Genomic DNA, 17,712 nt, shown 5'->3' on the forward strand with positions numbered 1-17,712 from the left:
GCGATCATCGCCCGCGCCCCGGCCGGGGGCACGGGAGATCTTCCTAGGACTGACACCGTACGCGGTGCCGGTGACCGCCGCTGCCGGAACGACATCCTCCCCGGAGCTCTTCGTCGGCCCTCATCCGGGGCACCGTTTCACCGGTCGCGGCCCTGTATCCGCAACGACTTCGGCGGCTGCCGGCGCAATCCCCGGCTCCGGGCCGGGGGCCGTCGACGGATCCCGGCGGCGGCCCCCGAAAGGCCGATCCGCCGCGAGGAGATCGCTACCGTGGGTTGCGTGGACACGACACCCCTGACGCACGTCGAGGTCGACGGCCACCCCGCGGGCGTGGACGACCTGCGCCACCTCGCCCTGGCCAACGACGGCCACCTCACGACGATGCAGGTCCGGGCCGGCCGGGTCCGCGGGCTGGCGCTGCACCTGCGGCGGCTGGACCGCGCCAACCAGGAGCTCTACGGCACCTACCTGGACGGCGGCCTGGTCCGCGACCGGATCCGGCACGCGCTGGCGACCACCCCGGCTCCGCACGGCCCGGCGGAGAGCGGGGACGCGACCGTGCGGACGGTGGTCTTCCCCACCGGGACGGGGCCGGTCTCGCTCCTGGTCTCGATCGGCCCGCCGGCCGAGCCCGCGGCCGGCCCGCTGCGGCTGTGCTCGCTGCGCTACCAGCGGCCGTTCCCGCACATCAAGCACGTCGGCAGCTTCGGGCAGATCCACTTCGGCCGGCTGGCCCGCGGGCGCGGCTTCGACGACGCGCTGCTCGTCACCGGCGACGGCCTGGTCTGTGAGACCACCGTCGCCAACATCGGTTTCGTCACCGCGGCGCCGGGCCGGGTGATCTGGCCGGACGGCCCGGCACTGGTCGGCGTCACCATGACGCTGCTCGACCAGCGGATGCGGCCCGCGGCCGCCACCGCCCCGCTCCTGGAGTCCCGGCGGGAGCCGGTGCGGCTGGCGGACGTCGGCCGTTTCGGGGCGGCGTTCGTCGCCAACGCCCGCGGGATCGTGCCGGTCGACCGCATCGACACGACGCCGATCCCGGTGGACCAGGAGGTCCTGGCCGCGCTGCGCCGCGTCTACGCCTCGGTGCCCTGGGAGGAGATCTGACCGACCGTCGGTGGGTGCCGGGCCACCCGGCGGGCCCGGGCGGCGATGATTGCGGCATGACGGGCAACACGTCCACCGGGGTCGTCGGCTGGCTCGACGCGACCGGCGGCATCAGCGGCGACATGCTCCTCGGTGCCTGTCTGGACGCCGGGGTCGACCTGGCCGTGCTGCGGGCCGCCGTCGCGGCGCTGCGCCTGCCCGACGAGGTGCGCCTCGACGCGCGGACCGTGCAGCGCGGGGGGCTGCGGGCGTCCCAGGTGCTGGTGCGGTGCGCGCCGAGCCCGCACGCCCGTGGGCTCGGCGACATCCTCGGGCTGCTGGACGCCGCCGACCTCGACCCGGTGGTGCGGACCCGGGCCGCGGACGTGTTCCGGGCGCTGGGGGCCGCCGAGGCGCGGGTGCACGGCCGCCCGGTCGAGCAGGTGCACTTCCACGAGGTCGGCGCGCTCGACAGCCTGGCGGACGTCGTCGGCGCCGTCGCCGGTCTGCACGCGCTCGGGATCGACCGGCTCGTGTGCAGCCCGATCTCGCTGGGCGGCGGGCGGATCAGCGCGGCGCACGGGGCCATCCCGCTGCCCGGGCCGGCCGTGCTGGAGCTGCTGCGGGCGGCCGGGGCCCCGGCCGCGGGCGGCCCGGTGGAGACCGAGCTGGCGACGCCGACCGGGGTGGCGCTCGCCGTGACGCTGGCCGAGGAGTTCGGTCCGATGCCGCTCATGCGCACCACGTCGATCGGGCTGGGTGCCGGCGGGCGGGATCTCGACGGGCATCCGAACGTGACCCGGCTGGTCGTCGGCCGGGCCGACCTGGCCGGGCCGGCGACGGCGCACGGGGCCCGCCACGGCGACAGCGTCGTGCTGGAGACGAACGTCGACGACCTGGACCCGCGGCTGTGGCCGTCGACGCTGCGGGCGCTGCTCGCCGGCGGCGCGGCGGACGCCTGGCTGACCCCGATTCTGATGAAGAAGGGCCGACCCGCGCACGTCCTGTCGGTGCTGTGCGAACCCGCCGCGGCCGACCGGCTGCGGCAGGTGATCTTCAGTCACACGACGTCGATCGGGGTCCGCGAGCACACGGTGACGAAGTCCGCGCTGGCCCGCCGGGAGCTGCGGGTGGCGGTGGCGGGTGGGCAGGTGCGGGTGAAGGTGGCCTCGTCGCGCGGTGCCGTCGTCAACGCCTCGGTGGAGTACGACGACGTGGTCGCGGTGGCGGCGGCGGCGGGACTGCCCCCGAAGGTGGTGCTGGACCTGGCCCGGGCGGAGGCCGCGCGGGCCCACTTCCCCGCGGATCCCGGGAACGGGTTTCCGACGGTAGAGCGCCCCGAGGCACACGGTCCGGGCCGACCGGGTCAGCCGGGCTGACGTCCCCGCGGCTCGCCCGGCCCGGTCGCCGGTCACGAAGGCGGCGATCCGGGCGGGGCGTCAGTTCAGGCGGGTCTCGTCACGCTGGTCTCAGCGGTGCTGGCCCGAGGTTCCGTGCTGGCGGGGCTGGGTGGGCCGGCGGCGGGCCGGCCGGGTGCGCGGGCCGTCGTAGGACCGCGTCCGCATGGCGGCGGGGACGGGAGCGGGAGCGGTGGGCTCCAGGTCCAGGTCCTCCGGCGCCGCCGGGGCGAACCGTCCGAAGTCCGGCGCGTGGAAGGGGTGGTTCGTCGGCGGCGGCGGCGCCTGCCGACGCAGCGGCCGTACCGGCTCCGCTGCCGAGAAGAGAGGGAGCGAGATCGTGTCGATGAGAGGTCACGCTTTCGGATGGGGTCGCCGTGACGAACGGCGAGACGGGCAGAGAAAGATCATGGGGCGTCGCCGCGGGGCGAGTTCGCCCCGCGGCGGCGACGTGTCCCTTCGGGGCCGCCTGGTTGTGGCGCGCGGGTCGGATCCCGCGGCGGGCCGGCGCCGGTTCGCGCCCGCCCGGCCTCAGAGGTGGGACATCCCCTCGAACGGGCTCGGTATGCGTTCCTGCCGGGACCCGAAGTCGACGAGGACGGCGGCCGTACCCTCGACCCGGGTGACCCGGCCGAGCCCGTACGCGTCGTGCACGACCCGGTCGCCCTCAGCGAACTGAGGACACGGCGGGATCACGGGAGCCTTGAACGGACTGGTGGGCAGATGGCGTCTGGGCACCGCTGACTGACTCATCACCGCAAGTATGCAACGGCAGGGGGAGACAGGCAGCTCGCAGGGTCCGCCACGCGGGCGGTTGACGCTCTGCCCGGGGTGTACCCGAGCCTGGCCTGGGGGTTCATTGCCACACCATCCGTCCATTAGCCCCGGCTTACCCGGGATGTGCTGACACCGGACGTGATCGTGCTGGCAGTCCGCTGTACCCGACGGTACGCCCCCGTGGGCCACAGCGTCGAGGACGGCACGCTCGGGACGCCGGGAGCGCCCACCGGGGCCGCCCGAGCGGCAGGCGCCGAGGCAGGCCGGCCACCACCCACCCGGGCCCACTCTCCGAACCACCCACTCGATCCTTCACTTTTGGCAGTCAAATAGTAGCACTAAGCTAGCAATTGTTCATAATTTTTGGTCGCGAGGCACCCAGGTGACGCTGTGCTACCCTCCATTTGAACACTGGTCAAATGGGTGGAGGCCTTATGGCGATGCAGCGACACAAGGAACTCGACTTAACCGGCAAGGTCGTGATCATCACGGGGGCCAGCCGGGGGATCGGCCGGCAGGCGGCCCAGTCGTTCGCCCGCCGCGGCGCGAACCTGGTCCTCGCCGCGCGGACGGTCGAGCCGGACCGGACGCTGCCCGGCACCCTGAACGAGGCACTGACGGAGATCGAGAACCTGGGCGGCAGCGCGATCGCCGTCCAGACCGACCTGGCCAACCCGGCCGATCTCCAGAACCTGGTCGACGCCGCCGTCGAGCGGTTCGGTGGCGTCGACGTGCTCATCAACAACGCGGCGGCCACCNCCGGCGACATCTGGTCCAAGAGATTTCTGGAGCTCACGCGCGAGGACTGGCTCTACCAGTTCGACGTCAACCTCCACGCGCCCTTCACGCTCATTCAGTTGGTGACGCCGATTATGGAGAGCCGCGGCGGCGGGCGCATCATCAANCTCAGCACCGGCAGCGGCGAGGTCTTCCGCCAGCCGGAGGAGCTTCCCAAGCTCGAGAACATCGGNGNGTTCAGCCTGGCCGTGCCCGGNTACTACTNCAGCAAGCGGGCCCTCGACCGACTCGGCAACGTACTGGCCCCCGAGCTCGCCCGCAAGGGCATCGCGGTGATCGGCATGCACCCGGGCCTGGTGGCCACCGAGCTNNNNGCCATCCGNGTCAAGGAGGCCGGCCTCGACGACACCGTGGCGGTGCCGATGGAGGTCCCCGCCCGCATGCTGGCCTACTTCGCCTCGTGCGCCGACCCCATGGAATACACCGGCCGGCTGTTCTGGGCCGAACGTGAACTCGCCGAACTCGGGATCGAACTGGACGACCAGCCCGCGATCACCACCTGAAACCGAACAGGCCCGGTCGGCCGGGTCCGTCGACTCCCACAAGAACGAACTCCTGCCTCCCTCCTGCCCGGAAGACAACGAGAGGTCGCTGATGACGCGTAAGAACCGATTACTCGGCGTAGCTGTCGCCTGCTGCGCCGCCCTCGTCCTGGGGGCCTGCGGAAACGGCGATTCCGGCCCGTCCGCGGGAACCGCGGGTCCCTCTGGTGAGCCGGTGGCCGGAGGGACCGCCCAGATGCTCATCCTGAGCGATCCGCGTAGCCTTGACCCGGCCTCCCTCGGCAACCAGGCGGCGATCACCGCCGTTCTGGGTAACGCCCTGTACGGCACCCTGATGACCACGGACGAGGCGGGCAAGGTCGAGTACTCGATGGCCGAGTCCTTCGCCACGACCGACGAAGGCAAGACCTTCGCGCTGAAGCTGCGGCCGAATCTCGTGTTCTCCGACGGCACGCCGCTCGACGCCGCGGCGGTGAAGTTCAACTGGGACCGCCTCAGGGACCCCGCCACCGCATCGCCCAGCGCGGCGGAGGCGGCGATGGTCGCCTCGACCGAGGTGGTCGACGACGTCACGCTGAAGGTCACGCTGGCCGCTCCCGTGACGGCGTACGCGCAGGCGGTCGTCGGCTCGGGGATGAACTGGATCGGTTCGCCCGCGGCCCTGCGGAAGGGCCCGCAGGCCTTCGACGAGAGCCCGGTCGGCGCCGGTCCCTTCACCCTGCAGAGTTGGAGCAGACAGGCCGAGATCAGGCTCGTCAAGAATCCCCGCTACTGGGATGCTCCCAAGCCCTACCTCGACGGCATCACGATGCGCGCGGTACTCGATTCCGACCAGCGTTACAACACCCTGACCAGTGGTGGCGCCGACGTTGTCATCGAAACGGACTGGACCAACCTGAACAAGGCCGAGAAAGCGGGCCTGCCGACAGACCTCCTGCCGCTCAGCGGCGGCTACTTCATCGCCCTGAACACGCGCCGGGAGCCGTTCGGCGACGTTCGCGCCCGTCAGGCGGTCGCCGCGGCACTCGACATCGACGCGCTGAACCTCGCCGTCTACAACGGCGAAGGCCAGGTCGCGGACACGCTGTTCGCCAAGAGCTCGCCCTTCTACTCGGACAAGCCGCTGGCCACCGTGGACCGGGCGAAGGCACAGAAACTCTTCGACGAACTGGCCGCCGAGGGAAAGCCGGTCTCCTTCACGTTCTCCACCTATCCATCCACTGAGAACAAGTTGATCGCGGAGAACGTCCAGGCCCAGCTCGGCAGCTTCAAGAACGTCAAGGTGCAGGTCGCGGTCGTCGACTACTCGCAGGTCGGCGCGATGCGCACCACCCACGACTTCGACGCGATCGTGTCAGCCGCGGCCTTCCAGGACCCCGAGCCGCGACTGTTGGCGAACTTCACCGGGAACTCCCCGGCGAACATGTCCGGCCTCGTGGACCCGGAACTCGACCGGAGTCTGCTGGCCGGCCGGACCGCCACCTCGACCGAGGAGCGGAAGGCGGCCTACGACGCGGCACAGGCGCGGTTGACCGCGACGGTGCCGGCCGTCTTCCTCACCCGGTCGGCGCCTGCCGTCATCGCCGGTAAGGACGTCGGCGGCCTCGTGCAGTACGGCGCCGGTTCACTGCTGCCCGAGAAGCTGTGGATCAGGAAGTAGCGCACGCCGTCCCGCGACGGCATCCCGATCAGACCATCACGATCTGAATCGGACAAAACTCCCGGACGACGGAAGGATGTCCGGTGGGGTGCGCGGTTCTGCCGCCCCACCGGACTCGTCGGCAGCCGTCCGCGGAGGGTCGTATGCGTTCGTCGGACCGCTCGTCACGCCACCGGGTCACGGTGGTCGGGTCATCGTCGTGGCCGCCCTGGCCGGCTGTACGGCGCCGGGGGCCCGGCACGAGCCGAACCGGCCGGAGGCGGTCTGTGACAGCCCCGGTGTCACGCCCGACCAGGTGAACCTCGGCCTCGTGTACACCGACTCGGGTATCGGCAGTTCCGCGCTCGTCCGCAGGCTGACCGAGCTCGGCGCGGACACCCTGATCGGTTTCACGACCCCGAGGACCTCGCCGAGATCACGCGGGCCGCGCGGGCGGCGGGCCTGGTCCTGGTCCTGGCGGCCAGCATCTCGCTCACCGGCTATGACCCCAGCCTGCTGCCCACCCTGGGCCCGGCGCTGGCCGGGGTCCCGATCCCGGTCTACTTCCGCCCCTCCGAGGCCGGCGGAGCGCCGATCGACCGCTACCGTGACGCGATGGCGCGCTACGCGCCGCAGACCGCGATTCCCGAGCAGCAGTTCGCCATGTTCGGCTGCATCTGCACCGACCTGTTCCCGCGCGGACTTGAGGCGGCCGGCGAGTGCCCCACCCGCGCGGGTTTCATCAGCGCGCTGCGCAAGGTGTCCGACTACGACATGGGCGGCCTGATCGACCCGGTGGATCTCGCCAGCAACGCCGGTCAGCCGATCCGGTGCAACGCCTCGTCCAGATCGACCCGGTCAGCAACACCTTCGAGGTGACCAGGGCGCACGTCTGCGCCGACGGCGGGATCTGAGCCGCCGGGCCGTCACGGCCGCCAGGCCGGGTCGACCAGCACCGAGGGATCCAGAGCGCCGGCGGTCACCCGCCCGGCCGGCCCGAGGCGTCGGAGGAACTCCTCGACCAGGGCGATCAGGTCCCGGGCCAGGTCCGGGGCCAGGTCCGGGGAGAGCACGGCCGGCAGCTGGGCGCCGGCCGTGCCCACGAAGCTCCGGTTGCTGACGCGGAGCATCGACGCGAACACAGGGATGCCGAGGCTGCCGGCCCGGTCGATGTGCGGGCGCAGGAAACTCGTCGGCCGGCCGCGGTAGTACTGCACCATGGTGAGCACGACCCCGAGCAGGCGCGGCTCGAGCCGCTTGACCGCCGGGCGGATGCCGGACTGCAGCTCCGCCACCCGGTTGTACTCCCAGACGAACCGGCCCAGTTTGCCCATCAGATGCTCGATGCCCGTCGTCGACTGGTTGTCGGGCCGGGACGGGACGAGCAGATGGTCGCAGGCGGCGACCGCGGCCCGGGTGACGACCCCGAAGTTCGACGGGCAGTCGATCAGGACGAGGTCGTAGTCGTGCGGCGAGAAGGAGGCCAGCCCGGTCGCCAGCCGCTGGTAGACGTCGAAGTAGTGTCGGGTGGAGCGGTGCGCCTGCGCGCCGCCGAGCCGGGCGACGAGGTCCATCTCGATGTCGCCGAGCGCCAGGTGTGAGGCGATCAGGTCCAGCGTCCCGCCGCCCGGGGCGACGGCGGCGGCCACGACCGGCGGAGTGGTCACGTATCCGGCCAGCGGCGGCGGGATCGCCTCCGGCCGCCACGACTCGAACCAGGCCTTGACCGTCCTGCGCTGGTCGGCGAGTTCGGTCTGCCAGGTCTCGGCGCGGTAGAAGTTGAGGGTGAGGTTGGCCTGCGGGTCCAGGTCGATCATCAGCACCCGCCGGCCCAGGCGGGCGATGGCCGCGCCGATGTTCGCGGTCAGCGTGGTCTTGCCCACGCCGCCCTTGTAGCTGGCGATCGCCACGACCTTCACCGCGTCCTCGCTCCCAGTCGCGCGCTCCGCTCGGTGACGGACCGACCTCCCGCTCGGCCGTCCTGTCGGGCTCCCCGGTCCGGCTTACCAGCAGACTACGGCGATCGACGGGACCAGCCCACGCAGATCGGGGCACACGGGACGCCTACCCGGCCCGATGGTGTGGGCCGGGTGCCGAAGTTCCTGGTCACAGCCTTCAGCGGGGCCGCCGGACCGCGCCGGGCCCACCGGCCGCCGGGCCGTCGCACGGGTCCGCGACCACCGCGGGGACGGTGGCCGCGACCGCCCGGCGCCGGGCCGCGGACGTCACCGCCCGCTCCGCGCGGTCACCGGACGTAGGCGCCGATCTCCATCGCCGGGCCGCCTCCGGTCGGCACCGCCCTCGGCTGTGTGGCGCTCGCGCCGGCGGCGCACGCCCGGGACGCCGAGACGGTCGTCGCCACGCTCAACCCCGTCCTGCTCGTGCCGTCGTTCCTGTCCACCGGCCTGGTGCCGCCGGCCGGCGGCCGGCCGCGGGCCCCGGTGAGCGCCCACACCGCCAGCGCGCCGAGGAGGAGCAGCCCGGCCAGGAAGTAGGAGTTCCCGGCGAGCAGCTGCCAGCCGTGGTGGGAGAACTCGGCGTCGCCGGTGTTCGGGACCCACCAGATCGGCGCGGCCACGAGCAGCCCGTAGCCGGCGGCCGCGGCGCCCCGCCCCCACCGCGGCCGGCCCGGGGCCGCGGACAGCCAGAGCAGCGCGGGCACCGCCCACACCCAGTGGTGACTCCACGAGATCGGCGACACCAGCAGCCCGGTCAGGGCGCAGGTGACGTCCCCGGGCAGCCGCGCGCCCGAGCGGAACAGCCACGCCGCCGTCGCCAGGCCGACGGCGGCGGTCGCGACGGCCAGCGGGAGGTAGAGCGGCCGGGCGTTGTCCGCACCGGACATGAGGCGGGCCAGGACGCCGAGCAGCGACTGGTTCCCGGCGAACGGGACGCCACCCACGTGGCCGGTGTCGAGGAACGTCTCGGACCAGTACGTCGCCGACGAGCCGGGGCTCGCCGCGAAGCCGACGCCGATCGTCACACCGAACGTCGCCACCGCGACCAGGGCGGCACGGTGGCGGCCGGTGAGCAGCAGGTGCGGCACGAAGATCAGTGGGGTGAGTTTGATCCCGGCGGCGACCCCGATGAGCACGCCCCGCGGCAGCGGCCCGCGCCGGCCGAACAGGTCCAGCGCGACGAACAGCCCCAGCACGATGTTGATCTGGCCCAGGTCGAAGTTCCGCCGGATCGGCTCGGCCAGCATCGCCAGACCGACGACCGCGCCGACGAGACGCACCCGGCGCCCGGTCGCGGGCCGTCCGTCCACGGGCTGCCCGTCCACGGCCGCCGCCAGCGACGTGGCGCAGAAGAAGTACAGCGAGACCAGCAGGAGCAGCGTCCAGACCAGCTGCGCGACCGGCCGCGGCGGCAGCGCGAGCGGGGTGAACACCGCCGCCGCGAAGGGCGTGTAGGTGAACGGCAGCCTCGAGGCCGGTTCCACCGCGGAGTAGAGATCCCCGCCGTGCAGCAGGACGTCCCCGCCCAGCCGGTAGACGACGAGGTCGGTCAGCCGACTGGTCACCGCGAAGACGAGGAAAAGAACCGCGAAACCGAGCCCGACCGCGGTTCCCGTTGTTTGCGCGGCGGCCTGGAGACGCCGCGGCTGTGGCGCCAGGTTCAAGGACGCACTTCCATCCGCCGGATGTCGAATGCGCCGTGGATCCCCCCGTTACCCGCGGCGCGCCGGACGTCAGACCGACGGTAATCGGTCGACGCCGGGAAAGGAGCTCCGCGGGCGCTGATCCCCGCGGGCTCAGAGGTTACCGCACCGCGGTGACCCGGCCGCCGCCGCTCCGGGCCCCGTACCGCATTCACCGATTCCGATCGACCACCCCCGGATTCCGGGCCGGGGACCACTGCGCGCACGGCACTGGAAAAACCGGTGCCGCGCGGCGGACGACAGCCGCGCCAGACCGGCGCGGGACCCCACCCATACACGTTGTATAAAGCCGGTGACCTGCGCTTTCGGGTAATTCCAGCCGTCGCCGGCCGAGGTCACTCCAGCCGGTGCGTCACGCTGTGACGCGGACGGTCAGCTCTCGGCCGCGCCCGCCACGCGGCGGCGCGACCGCCGGCCGGGCAGCCAGGACCGGCGCCGCCGCGCCGGCAGAGCCGCCTTCATCTCCTTCGGCCAGGCACGGGTGTCGCGCGGTTCGACGTAGGGCTCGAGATCCTCCGGATGGCCCACCGAGATCGCCCGCCCCCGGGCGATCTCGGTGTCGAACTCCAGGCCGAGCAGGATCGCCAGGTTCGACAACCACAGCCACACCAGAAAGACGATCACTCCGGCGAGCGCCCCGTAGGTCTTGTTGTACGAGCCGAAGTTCGAGACGTAGAAGGCGAACGCCGCGGACGCCGCCAGCCAGATCAGGACGGCCAGCAGGCTGCCGGGCGTCATCCAGCGGAAGCCGCGGACCCGGGCGTTGGGGGTGCTCCAGTACAGCAGCGCGATCATGACTACCACGAACAGCACCAGGACCGGCCACTTCGCCACCGACCACAGGGTGATCATCGCGTCGTCGAGGCCGATCATCCGGCCGACCTGCCGCGCCAGACCGCCGCTGAACACCACGATCACGGCACTCCCGGCGAGCAGGACCATCAGCAGCACCGTGACGGCCAGCCGGAGCGGGGCGACCTTCCAGACGGGACGTCCCTCGGGCATGTCGTAGATCGCGTTGGCGGCCCGGATGAAGGCCGCGATGTACCCGGAGGCCGACCACAGAGCCGCCGCGAGGCCCAGCACGGCGAGCAGCCCGCTCGTGCCGGGGGCTTCCCGCAGCCCGGTGACGGCGTCGTGCACGATGTCGCGGGCCGATCCGGGCGTCAGCTCCTGCAGGTTCTCCAGAACGCTGTCGGTGGCCTGCCGCCCGACGACGCCGAGCAGCGAGACCAGCACGAGGAGCGCGGGAAAGATCGCGAGCACCCCGTAGTAGGTGAGCGCGGCGGCCCGGTCCGGGAGGTCGTCCCGGCGGAACTCGCGGACGGTGCGGACCAGCACCCAGAACCACGAACGCAGCCCGAGCCGGGCCGGTGCGGCGGACGCCTCCCCCGCCGCGGCGCTCCGAGTCACGCCGTCCTGAGTCGTGGCGCCCGTCGCGTCATCCGCCGGGCGCGGGGCGGGCACCTCGTCCACCGACTCGCCGCCCCGTTCGTCCCCCACACCGGCGCGCTTCCCGCGCATCCCCACCATGACGATGTTGTTGCCGCCCGGACGGGCCGCAAATCCCACCGGGCCGGGCCAGATCGCCGCCAGGTCATCGCGCCAGGTCGCAGCCGGGGCGGCCGCCCCGGCCCGGGCGGCACCAGCCGCACCGCGGGCGGACCGGACGGACCGGACGGCCCGGCGCCGGGGGCGCGTAGTCGACATACTGGGCCCCATGCGCCAAGCGTTCGCCCACGACGCCGTGATCGACATGAGCCCCGACGCCGACGTGGCGGCCCCCGGCGCCGCGGTCACCGTCGCGCTCTGCGGGCACTGGGAGCACCAACCGCCCTGTCCGCTCGCCACACACCACACGCACGCGACGCGGACCGGCCCGCGCGGGGTACGACTGCGGATCCTCTTCGCCACCGAACCGGAGCAGGAGCACACGGTTCGGCGCCGGATCGAGGCGGCGCTGGCCACCGGTCGGCTACTCGGGCCCGACGGCCCCACCCGCTGGCAGCTGCGCGCCAGCCAACGCGGCGACCTGGCCGCCGCGGAGTCCGCGCACGCCGAGCGGCTGACCCGCGACTGACCCCGATGGGCCGGCCCGCGGGCCGGCCCATCGCCGGGCCCGCGCGCCGATGTGGCTCAGTAGGCGAGAAACAGGATCTCGTCCCGCGAGTACTGGTGGTCCGGGTGCTTCTCGGCGAGATGTGCCTGCGTCTTCTCGACCAGGTCGTCCTCGTCCTCGCCCTCGATGAACGCTCCGCACGGGCAGCTGAGACGCCGCTTCACCGCAACCTCCTCCCTGGCGGGCGCGCTGCGCCCGTCACCACTGTCGCTGTCGCACCTATTGTCACTTCCGGGCGGGCCACGCGTGCGGCCGGCGGGCCGGCTGGCGCGGAACAACTGGTGAACCGACGCCGCCCCCGGCGGGCGGCCCCGGCCCGCCGCCGCCCGCGCGCTCAGCCGCGGCCGGCGTGCACCGCCGGTGTGCGGTGCGCCCAGGGCAGCGCCCGCTCGAGCTGGCCGGCGACCCGCAGCAGCAGGTCCTCCCGGCCGTGCGCGGCGACGAGCTGCACCCCGATCGGCAGCCCGCCGGTGCTCTCCCCGAGCGGCAGGCTGATCGCGGGCAGGCCCGCGATGTTGAACACCGCGGTGAAGGGCCCGTGGTCGAACAGGGTCCGCAGCCAGCTCTCGACCGTGTGACCGTCCTCGGCGTAGTCGAGCGTGCCGTGCGGTGCGGGCAGGCCCGCCAGGGTGGGCGTGACCAGCAGGTCGACCTCCGTGAAGAACCGGGCGACCGCCCGGCTCACCCGCCCGGCCGCGTTCAGCCCGGCCACCAGGTCGACGGCGCGGCGCTCCCGGGCGGCGGTGATCATCACCCGGGAGACCGCCTCCAGCCGCTCGGCCGGCGGCTGCCGCGGGGCGAGCAGGAAGGGCGCCGCGGACGCCACCGCCTCCGCGGCCACCGCGCCGACCACGCTCTCCCAGTCCAGGACAGGGCTGGCGACATCCACGTGATGGCCGAGGCCGGCCAGGCACTCGGCGGCCCGCACGGCCGCCTGGGCGACCTCGCCGTCGACCGCGGCCCCGGACCACGCCCGGGTGGTGACGGCCACCCGCAGCCGCCCCGGGTCGGCGGTGACCTCCTCGGCGTAGCGACCGGTGGGTGCCGCGGCGGTGAACGCGTCACCGAGCCCCGGGCCGGCGACGGCGTCCAGGAGCCGGGCGGTGTCGCGGACCGTCCTGGTCAGGGCGAACTCGGAGAGCATCCCGAGCAGGCCCATCCCGGTGTCGGCGCCGACGGGGGTGCGCCCGCGGCTCGGCTTGAGCCCGACCAGCCCGCAGCACGACGCGGGGACGCGCAGGGAGCCGGCACCGTCGTTGCCGTGCGCCAGCGGAACCGCCCCGGCCGCCACCAGGCCGGCGGCGCCGCCGCTGGAGCCGCCGACCCCGCGGTCGAGGTCCCAGGGGTTGCGGGTCGGGCCGTACCGGAGCGCTTCGGTGGCGAAGTTCAGGCCCAGCTCCGGCGCGGTCGTCAGGCCCAGCGTCACCAGCCCGGCCGCCCGGAAGCGGGACATGAGCTCGTGGTCCTCCCCGGCCGGCACGCCCGGGCCGAGGGCGCGGCTGCCGCAGAAGAAACGGACTCCCCGGGCCATCGGACCGATGTCCTTGATCAGGAACGGCACTCCGGCGAACGGGCCGTCCCCGTGCTCGAGCGCGGGGGTGAACAGCGGCGCGGCCAACCCGTTGATCTTCTCGTTCATCGTCTCCAGGGCCCGCCGGGCGGCCCGTTCGACCTCGGTGGCGCTGACCTCGCCGCGGCGGATCAGCCCGCTCAGGCCGACCCCGTCACAGCTGGCGTACTCGTGAGTCTCCATCGATCTTTCCTGTTCGGAGGCAGGGAGCAGCGACGGTCGGCCCCGTCGGGGCACCGACCGCCAGGATGATCGTTTCGAGGGCGACTCACGCTCGCATGCGGCGCAGCATCCCGTCTCCGGCCGGGTGCCGTCCAACGGATTTCCGGACGCGGCGCGCGGCGCGCGGCGCGCGGGCCCGCGCGCCGGGCGCCGGGCGCCGCCGAACAGCGTCGTCAGTACGTCGTCCGCACGCGGAACGTCCGGGAAACACCAGGTGGAAATCCCGGGAAAACGTCGCCGGAATGCGCTCACCCGTATTCCGGGGCGGGGCGCGGTGTTCGGGACGACCGTTCATGGAGCGGTCCCCGGCGCGACGGCGGGCGGTCGCCCGCGGGCCACCCGGCGACGGCGCGGGCGACCCACCCACCCTGACCTCGCACGGAAACCTGCTGGTCACAAGGCTTGTACCGACCCGAGGGAGGTGCCGGGAGCGGCCGCCGGGCCGGGCGCACCCCCCGGGACTCCGCAGGGAAACCTGACAGTCACCCTTTGGAGCTCTACACAGGCACCACGGTGCATAAGAACCTCCGTGCCGTTCGCGACTTCCGACCCGTGTGCGATGGTTTGTGTCAAGAGGTTCCGAAACTGTCATTGACGGGCTGAAAAGGTGATCGGTGTGGTCGACGGACGTCCGGCGCAGGAGGCTCGGCGGGCCACGGGCCGGGCGGAACGAGCCATCCGGATCACCACCGTGGTCGCGGTGGCCACGGTCGCGGCCGTGGCGGGCTTCGTGTCCTACCGGCACATGCGGGGGGTCGCGCTGCAGTACGGCGAGGACGCGATGACCGCGGCCGTCCTCCCGTTCAGCGTGGACGGGCTGATCGTGGCCGCGTCGATGACGATGCTGGCCGACCGGCGGGCCGGCCGGCGCCGCTCCTGGCTGTCCTACACGCTGCTGACGCTGGGGGCGTGCGCGTCGCTGGCCGCGAACGTCCTGCACGCCGAGCCGACCACCGCCGCCCGGATCATCGCCGGCTGGCCCCCGCTGGCGCTGCTCGGCTCGTACGAGCTGCTCATGCGCCAGATCCACCCGGCCGGCCGGCGGGCCGCCCGCCAGCAGCCCACCGCCGCGCCCACCGACACCACCAGCGTCGCGCCGCCGGCCGGCGCCGCGCAGACCGACGGCCCGGCTACCGCCGCGCCGGCCGCCCGACCGACCGCCGGCGGGCAGTCGGGCGAAGGACAGCCGGTGGTGGTGACGGGGGTCATCCCGCCGCAGCGGCAACGGATGCCCGCCGTCGGCGGCGACTCCCCGCCCGACACCCCCACCCCTGCCACCGCCCCCGCGGCCCCCGCCACCGTGCCGACCCCGGACGTCCCGGCCACCGCCCCGACCGGCGGGCCGACGTCCACGGTCGGGGTCGGGGCCGGCCCTGTCGGCGGCCCGGACGGCGCGGACTCCTCGGCGAAGCGTGAGGCGATCATCCGCGCGCTGGACGAGACCGACGGTTCGGCGACCGCGGCGGTCACCCTGCTCGGCCGGTGGGGCATCACGGTGAGCAAGAGCTGGGTGTACCAGGTACGCAAGGAGACCCGGCACGCCGACGTGCAGACCGGGCCGCTGGTCATGCCCACCCACCGGGCCCATCCCGCCAGCCGTGGCCGGCGGCGCGGGATGGCGCCCGACCGGCCGCTCGTGGCACCGAGGACGACCGGGGGCTGACGCCCGCCGTTCGGCCGGCCGCGCCCCCGCGGTGGCTAGAGGGCGCGCAGCAGAACGCGCAGCGCCTGGTCGAAGTGCTCCCGCTGCTCGGGGGTGAGGTGGTTCGCCAGGCGCGCGATGTTGGCGGCGTGCCCGGTGAGCGCGTCATCGATGACGGCGAGGCCCTTGTCGGTCAGCCCGACCCGGAAGCTGCGCCGGTCGTCGGGATCCAGGTTGCGCTCCACCAGACCGGCGGCCTCCAGCCGGTCGAGCCGGTTCGTGATGCCGGCCCGCGACATCATCAGCGACGCGGAGAGCTGCGAGGGGATCAGCACGCACGGCGGGCCGGTGCGGCGCAGCGTGGCGAGCACGTCGAACTCGCCGGGAGTCAGGCCGTGCTTGTCCAGCTCGTCGTCCATGCTCCCGGTGAGCCCGGTGACGAACATCTTCATCCGGGCGAACATCCCCATCGCGCTCAGATCAAGGTCGGGGCGCTCGGCCTGCCACTGCTCGACGATGCCGTCGATCTGGTCGGGCTCCGCCCCACTGATGCACGCGTCCGTACCGCCGTCCATGCGACGAGCTTATTTGATCATCGATCATTCGACCAGAAATAATTCGAGCCTGTACTATCAGGCCGCGTACTATTCGACAGCGAACCAGATGTCGGGCCACTCCCGGTGACCACATCGACCGGCTGACCACATCGACTGACAGCAACTACCGGACACGAGGAGATCTTCCGTGACCGTTTCCACCGACGTCGTCGGCGACGGGCAGGCGCCCGCCGCGGTCGGGTCACCAGGAGCGAGTAGTCAGCTCGACCCGCGACGCTGGCTGGCGCTCAGCATCATCGCGGTCGCCCAGCTCATGGTCGTGCTCGACGCGTCGATCGTGACGATCGCCCTCCCCCACGCCCAGAGCGACCTGGGTATCTCCACCGCCAACCGGCAGTGGGTCATGACCGCCTACACTCTCGCCTTCGGCGGCCTGCTCCTGCTCGGCGGGCGCATCGCCGACTTCCTCGGACGTAAGAGGATCTTCATCTGGGGGCTGATCGGCTTCGCGGCCGCCTCCGCGCTCGGCGGCGCCGCCCCCAACGCCGAGTTCCTCTTCGCGGCCCGCGCCCTGCAGGGCGCCTGCGCGGCGCTGCTCGCCCCGGCGGCGCTCTCCCTGATCACCGTCACGTTCACCGAGGGCAAGGAGCGCGCCCGCGCGTTCGGCGTCTACGGCGGGATCTCCGGTGGCGGCGCGGCGATCGGCCTCATCGTGGGCGGGCTGCTCACCGAGTACGCGTCCTGGCGCTGGTGCCTGCTGGTCAACGTCCCGATCGCCCTCGCGACCGCCGCGGCCGCGCTGCCCATCGTGCGGGAGAGCAAGGCCGAGGGCACCCCGAGCTACGACATCCCCGGCGCGGTGACCGTCACCGCCGGCCTGCTCGCGCTCGTGTACGGGTTCACGGTCGCCGCCGACGACGGCTGGGGCTCGGCGACCACGATCGGCCTGCTCGCCGGCGCGGTGGCGCTGCTCGCGGTGTTCGTCGTGATCGAGACGCGCACGGCCGCCCCGCTGCTGCCGATGCGCGTGCCGCTGGAACGCAACCGAGGCGGCTCCTTCCTGGCGTCACTGCTCATCGGTGGCGGGCTGTTCGCGATGTTCCTGTTCCTCACCTTCTACTTCCAGTCGACGCTCGGGTACAGCGCGCTGCGCAGCGGCTTCGCCTTCCTCCCGTTCAGCGCGGGCATCATCCTCTCCGCCGGTCTGGCCAGCCAGTTCCTCCCCCGGGTGGGACCGACGGTGCTGATGATCGTCGGCACCGCGCTGGCCGCCGGCGGGCTGGTCCTGCTCAGCCTGATCGGGGCGGACTCCAGCTACGCGGGCCACGTCCTGCCCGCCGAGATCCTGATCAGCCTCGGGATGGGCCTCGCGTTCGTCCCGATGTCGAGCGTGTCCCTGCTGGGGGTCGCCGACCACGACGCCGGGGTGGCGAGCGCGCTGGTCAACACCACCCAGCAGGTCGGCGGGTCACTCGGTGTCGCTCTGCTGAACACCGTGTACGCGACGGCCGTCTCGGACTACCTCGGCTCGCACGGCACCGGCGCGGCCGCGCAGCGCCAGGCGGCCATCGAGGGCTACACCACGTCGTTCGTGTGGAGCGCGGTGCTCGTGGGGATCGCCCTGGTCGCGGTGATCGCGCTGGTCCGCGCGGGCCGGGACGACGTCCCCGCGGTCGACGGCATGCCCGTCCACGCCGGGTAACCGGTCGGGGTGCGGGTCCCGTCCGTGGATGGGACC

General features: G+C 73.1%; 15 protein-coding genes. 8 read left to right on the top strand and 7 right to left on the bottom strand.

The features are described 5' to 3' along the window. The first annotated feature begins 270 nt into the window (after positions 1-270). Together B056_RS0104350 and larC are read left to right on the top strand one after the other, a co-directional pair. The gene (locus B056_RS0104350) at positions 271-1,110 is read left to right on the top strand and encodes an aminotransferase class IV family protein (RefSeq protein WP_026239312.1); all 840 of its coding nucleotides are present in this window, start codon (positions 271-273) and stop codon (positions 1,108-1,110) included. A gap of 56 nt (positions 1,111-1,166) precedes the next feature. Beyond that, positions 1,167-2,468, top strand: a complete 1,302-nt coding sequence (gene larC / locus B056_RS35080; protein WP_018500687.1) for a nickel pincer cofactor biosynthesis protein LarC — start codon at positions 1,167-1,169, stop codon at positions 2,466-2,468. A gap of 549 nt (positions 2,469-3,017) precedes the next feature. On the opposite strand, the gene B056_RS0104360 is transcribed toward larC, so the two are convergent. After that, positions 3,018-3,239, bottom strand: coding sequence for a hypothetical protein (locus B056_RS0104360; protein WP_195905826.1), 222 nt, complete (start codon positions 3,237-3,239; stop codon positions 3,018-3,020). 464 nt (positions 3,240-3,703) lie between these two features. Here B056_RS0104360 and B056_RS0104365 point away from each other — a divergent pair, with 464 nt between their 5' ends. The 3 genes from B056_RS0104365 (at position 3,704) to B056_RS41640 (ending at position 7,082) form a co-directional block, all read left to right on the top strand. Next, a complete protein-coding gene (locus tag B056_RS0104365; protein WP_026239314.1) occupies positions 3,704-4,564 on the top strand; it encodes an SDR family NAD(P)-dependent oxidoreductase in 861 nt (286 codons plus the stop codon). 91 nt (positions 4,565-4,655) lie between these two features. Next, positions 4,656-6,224 (top strand): ABC transporter substrate-binding protein, encoded by a 1,569-nt coding sequence (locus tag B056_RS0104370; protein ID WP_076784632.1) that lies wholly within the window; start codon positions 4,656-4,658, stop codon positions 6,222-6,224. 453 nt (positions 6,225-6,677) lie between these two features. Next, positions 6,678-7,082, top strand: a complete 405-nt coding sequence (locus tag B056_RS41640; RefSeq protein WP_407672301.1) for an ABC transporter substrate-binding protein — start codon at positions 6,678-6,680, stop codon at positions 7,080-7,082. A 47-nt stretch (positions 7,083-7,129) separates the two neighbouring features. Here the strand turns inward: B056_RS41640 and B056_RS0104385 are convergent, their stop codons facing one another. From B056_RS0104385 to B056_RS35090, 3 genes are all read right to left on the bottom strand, one after another. Further along, on the bottom strand, positions 7,130-8,122 hold the full coding sequence (locus B056_RS0104385) for a ParA family protein (protein ID WP_018500692.1): 993 nt from the start codon (positions 8,120-8,122) through the stop codon (positions 7,130-7,132). 326 nt (positions 8,123-8,448) lie between these two features. Then, entirely contained in the window at positions 8,449-9,825 is a 1,377-nt protein-coding gene (locus tag B056_RS0104395) for a glycosyltransferase 87 family protein (RefSeq protein ID WP_018500694.1), read from the bottom strand. A 411-nt stretch (positions 9,826-10,236) separates the two neighbouring features. Continuing rightward, positions 10,237-11,397 (bottom strand): YihY/virulence factor BrkB family protein, encoded by a 1,161-nt coding sequence (locus tag B056_RS35090; RefSeq protein ID WP_230202820.1) that lies wholly within the window; start codon positions 11,395-11,397, stop codon positions 10,237-10,239. 187 nt (positions 11,398-11,584) lie between these two features. Between B056_RS35090 and B056_RS0104405 the strand changes: the two genes are divergently transcribed. Then, positions 11,585-11,944 (top strand): hypothetical protein, encoded by a 360-nt coding sequence (locus B056_RS0104405; RefSeq protein ID WP_018500696.1) that lies wholly within the window; start codon positions 11,585-11,587, stop codon positions 11,942-11,944. 56 nt (positions 11,945-12,000) lie between these two features. On the opposite strand, the gene B056_RS39945 is transcribed toward B056_RS0104405, so the two are convergent. Then, on the bottom strand, positions 12,001-12,147 hold the full coding sequence (locus B056_RS39945; protein WP_018500697.1) for a hypothetical protein: 147 nt from the start codon (positions 12,145-12,147) through the stop codon (positions 12,001-12,003). Between the two features lie 170 nt (positions 12,148-12,317). Further along, positions 12,318-13,736 carry an amidase gene (locus B056_RS0104415; RefSeq protein ID WP_018500698.1) on the bottom strand — a complete coding sequence of 473 codons (1,419 nt, stop codon included), beginning with the start codon at positions 13,734-13,736 and terminating at the stop codon, positions 12,318-12,320. Between the two features lie 655 nt (positions 13,737-14,391). Between B056_RS0104415 and B056_RS35095 the strand changes: the two genes are divergently transcribed. Then, positions 14,392-15,438 carry a DUF2637 domain-containing protein gene (locus B056_RS35095; RefSeq protein ID WP_154676825.1) on the top strand — a complete coding sequence of 349 codons (1,047 nt, stop codon included), beginning with the start codon at positions 14,392-14,394 and terminating at the stop codon, positions 15,436-15,438. A gap of 35 nt (positions 15,439-15,473) precedes the next feature. Here the strand turns inward: B056_RS35095 and B056_RS0104425 are convergent, their stop codons facing one another. Continuing rightward, positions 15,474-15,992, bottom strand: coding sequence for a MarR family winged helix-turn-helix transcriptional regulator (locus B056_RS0104425; protein ID WP_018500700.1), 519 nt, complete (start codon positions 15,990-15,992; stop codon positions 15,474-15,476). A gap of 169 nt (positions 15,993-16,161) precedes the next feature. Between B056_RS0104425 and B056_RS0104430 the strand changes: the two genes are divergently transcribed. Then, positions 16,162-17,676, top strand: a complete 1,515-nt coding sequence (locus B056_RS0104430) for an MFS transporter (RefSeq protein WP_018500701.1) — start codon at positions 16,162-16,164, stop codon at positions 17,674-17,676. Positions 17,677-17,712: the final 36 nt, after the last annotated feature.

This window comes from Parafrankia discariae (genome assembly GCF_000373365.1).
GTDB classification, from domain to species: domain Bacteria; phylum Actinomycetota; class Actinomycetes; order Frankiales; family Frankiaceae; genus Parafrankia; species Parafrankia discariae.

Coding starts and splice junctions, on each gene's coding strand:
- larC (WP_018500687.1), top strand. CDS start 1,167: ATGACGGGCAACACGTCCACCGGGGTCGTCGGCTGGCTCGACGCGACC.
- B056_RS0104360 (WP_195905826.1), bottom strand. CDS start 3,239: ATGAGTCAGTCAGCGGTGCCCAGACGCCATCTGCCCACCAGTCCGTTC.
- B056_RS0104370 (WP_076784632.1), top strand. CDS start 4,656: ATGACGCGTAAGAACCGATTACTCGGCGTAGCTGTCGCCTGCTGCGCC.
- B056_RS35090 (WP_230202820.1), bottom strand. CDS start 11,397: ATGGTGGGGATGCGCGGGAAGCGCGCCGGTGTGGGGGACGAACGGGGC.
- B056_RS0104405 (WP_018500696.1), top strand. CDS start 11,585: ATGCGCCAAGCGTTCGCCCACGACGCCGTGATCGACATGAGCCCCGAC.
- B056_RS0104415 (WP_018500698.1), bottom strand. CDS start 13,736: ATGGAGACTCACGAGTACGCCAGCTGTGACGGGGTCGGCCTGAGCGGG.
- B056_RS0104425 (WP_018500700.1), bottom strand. CDS start 15,992: ATGGACGGCGGTACGGACGCGTGCATCAGTGGGGCGGAGCCCGACCAG.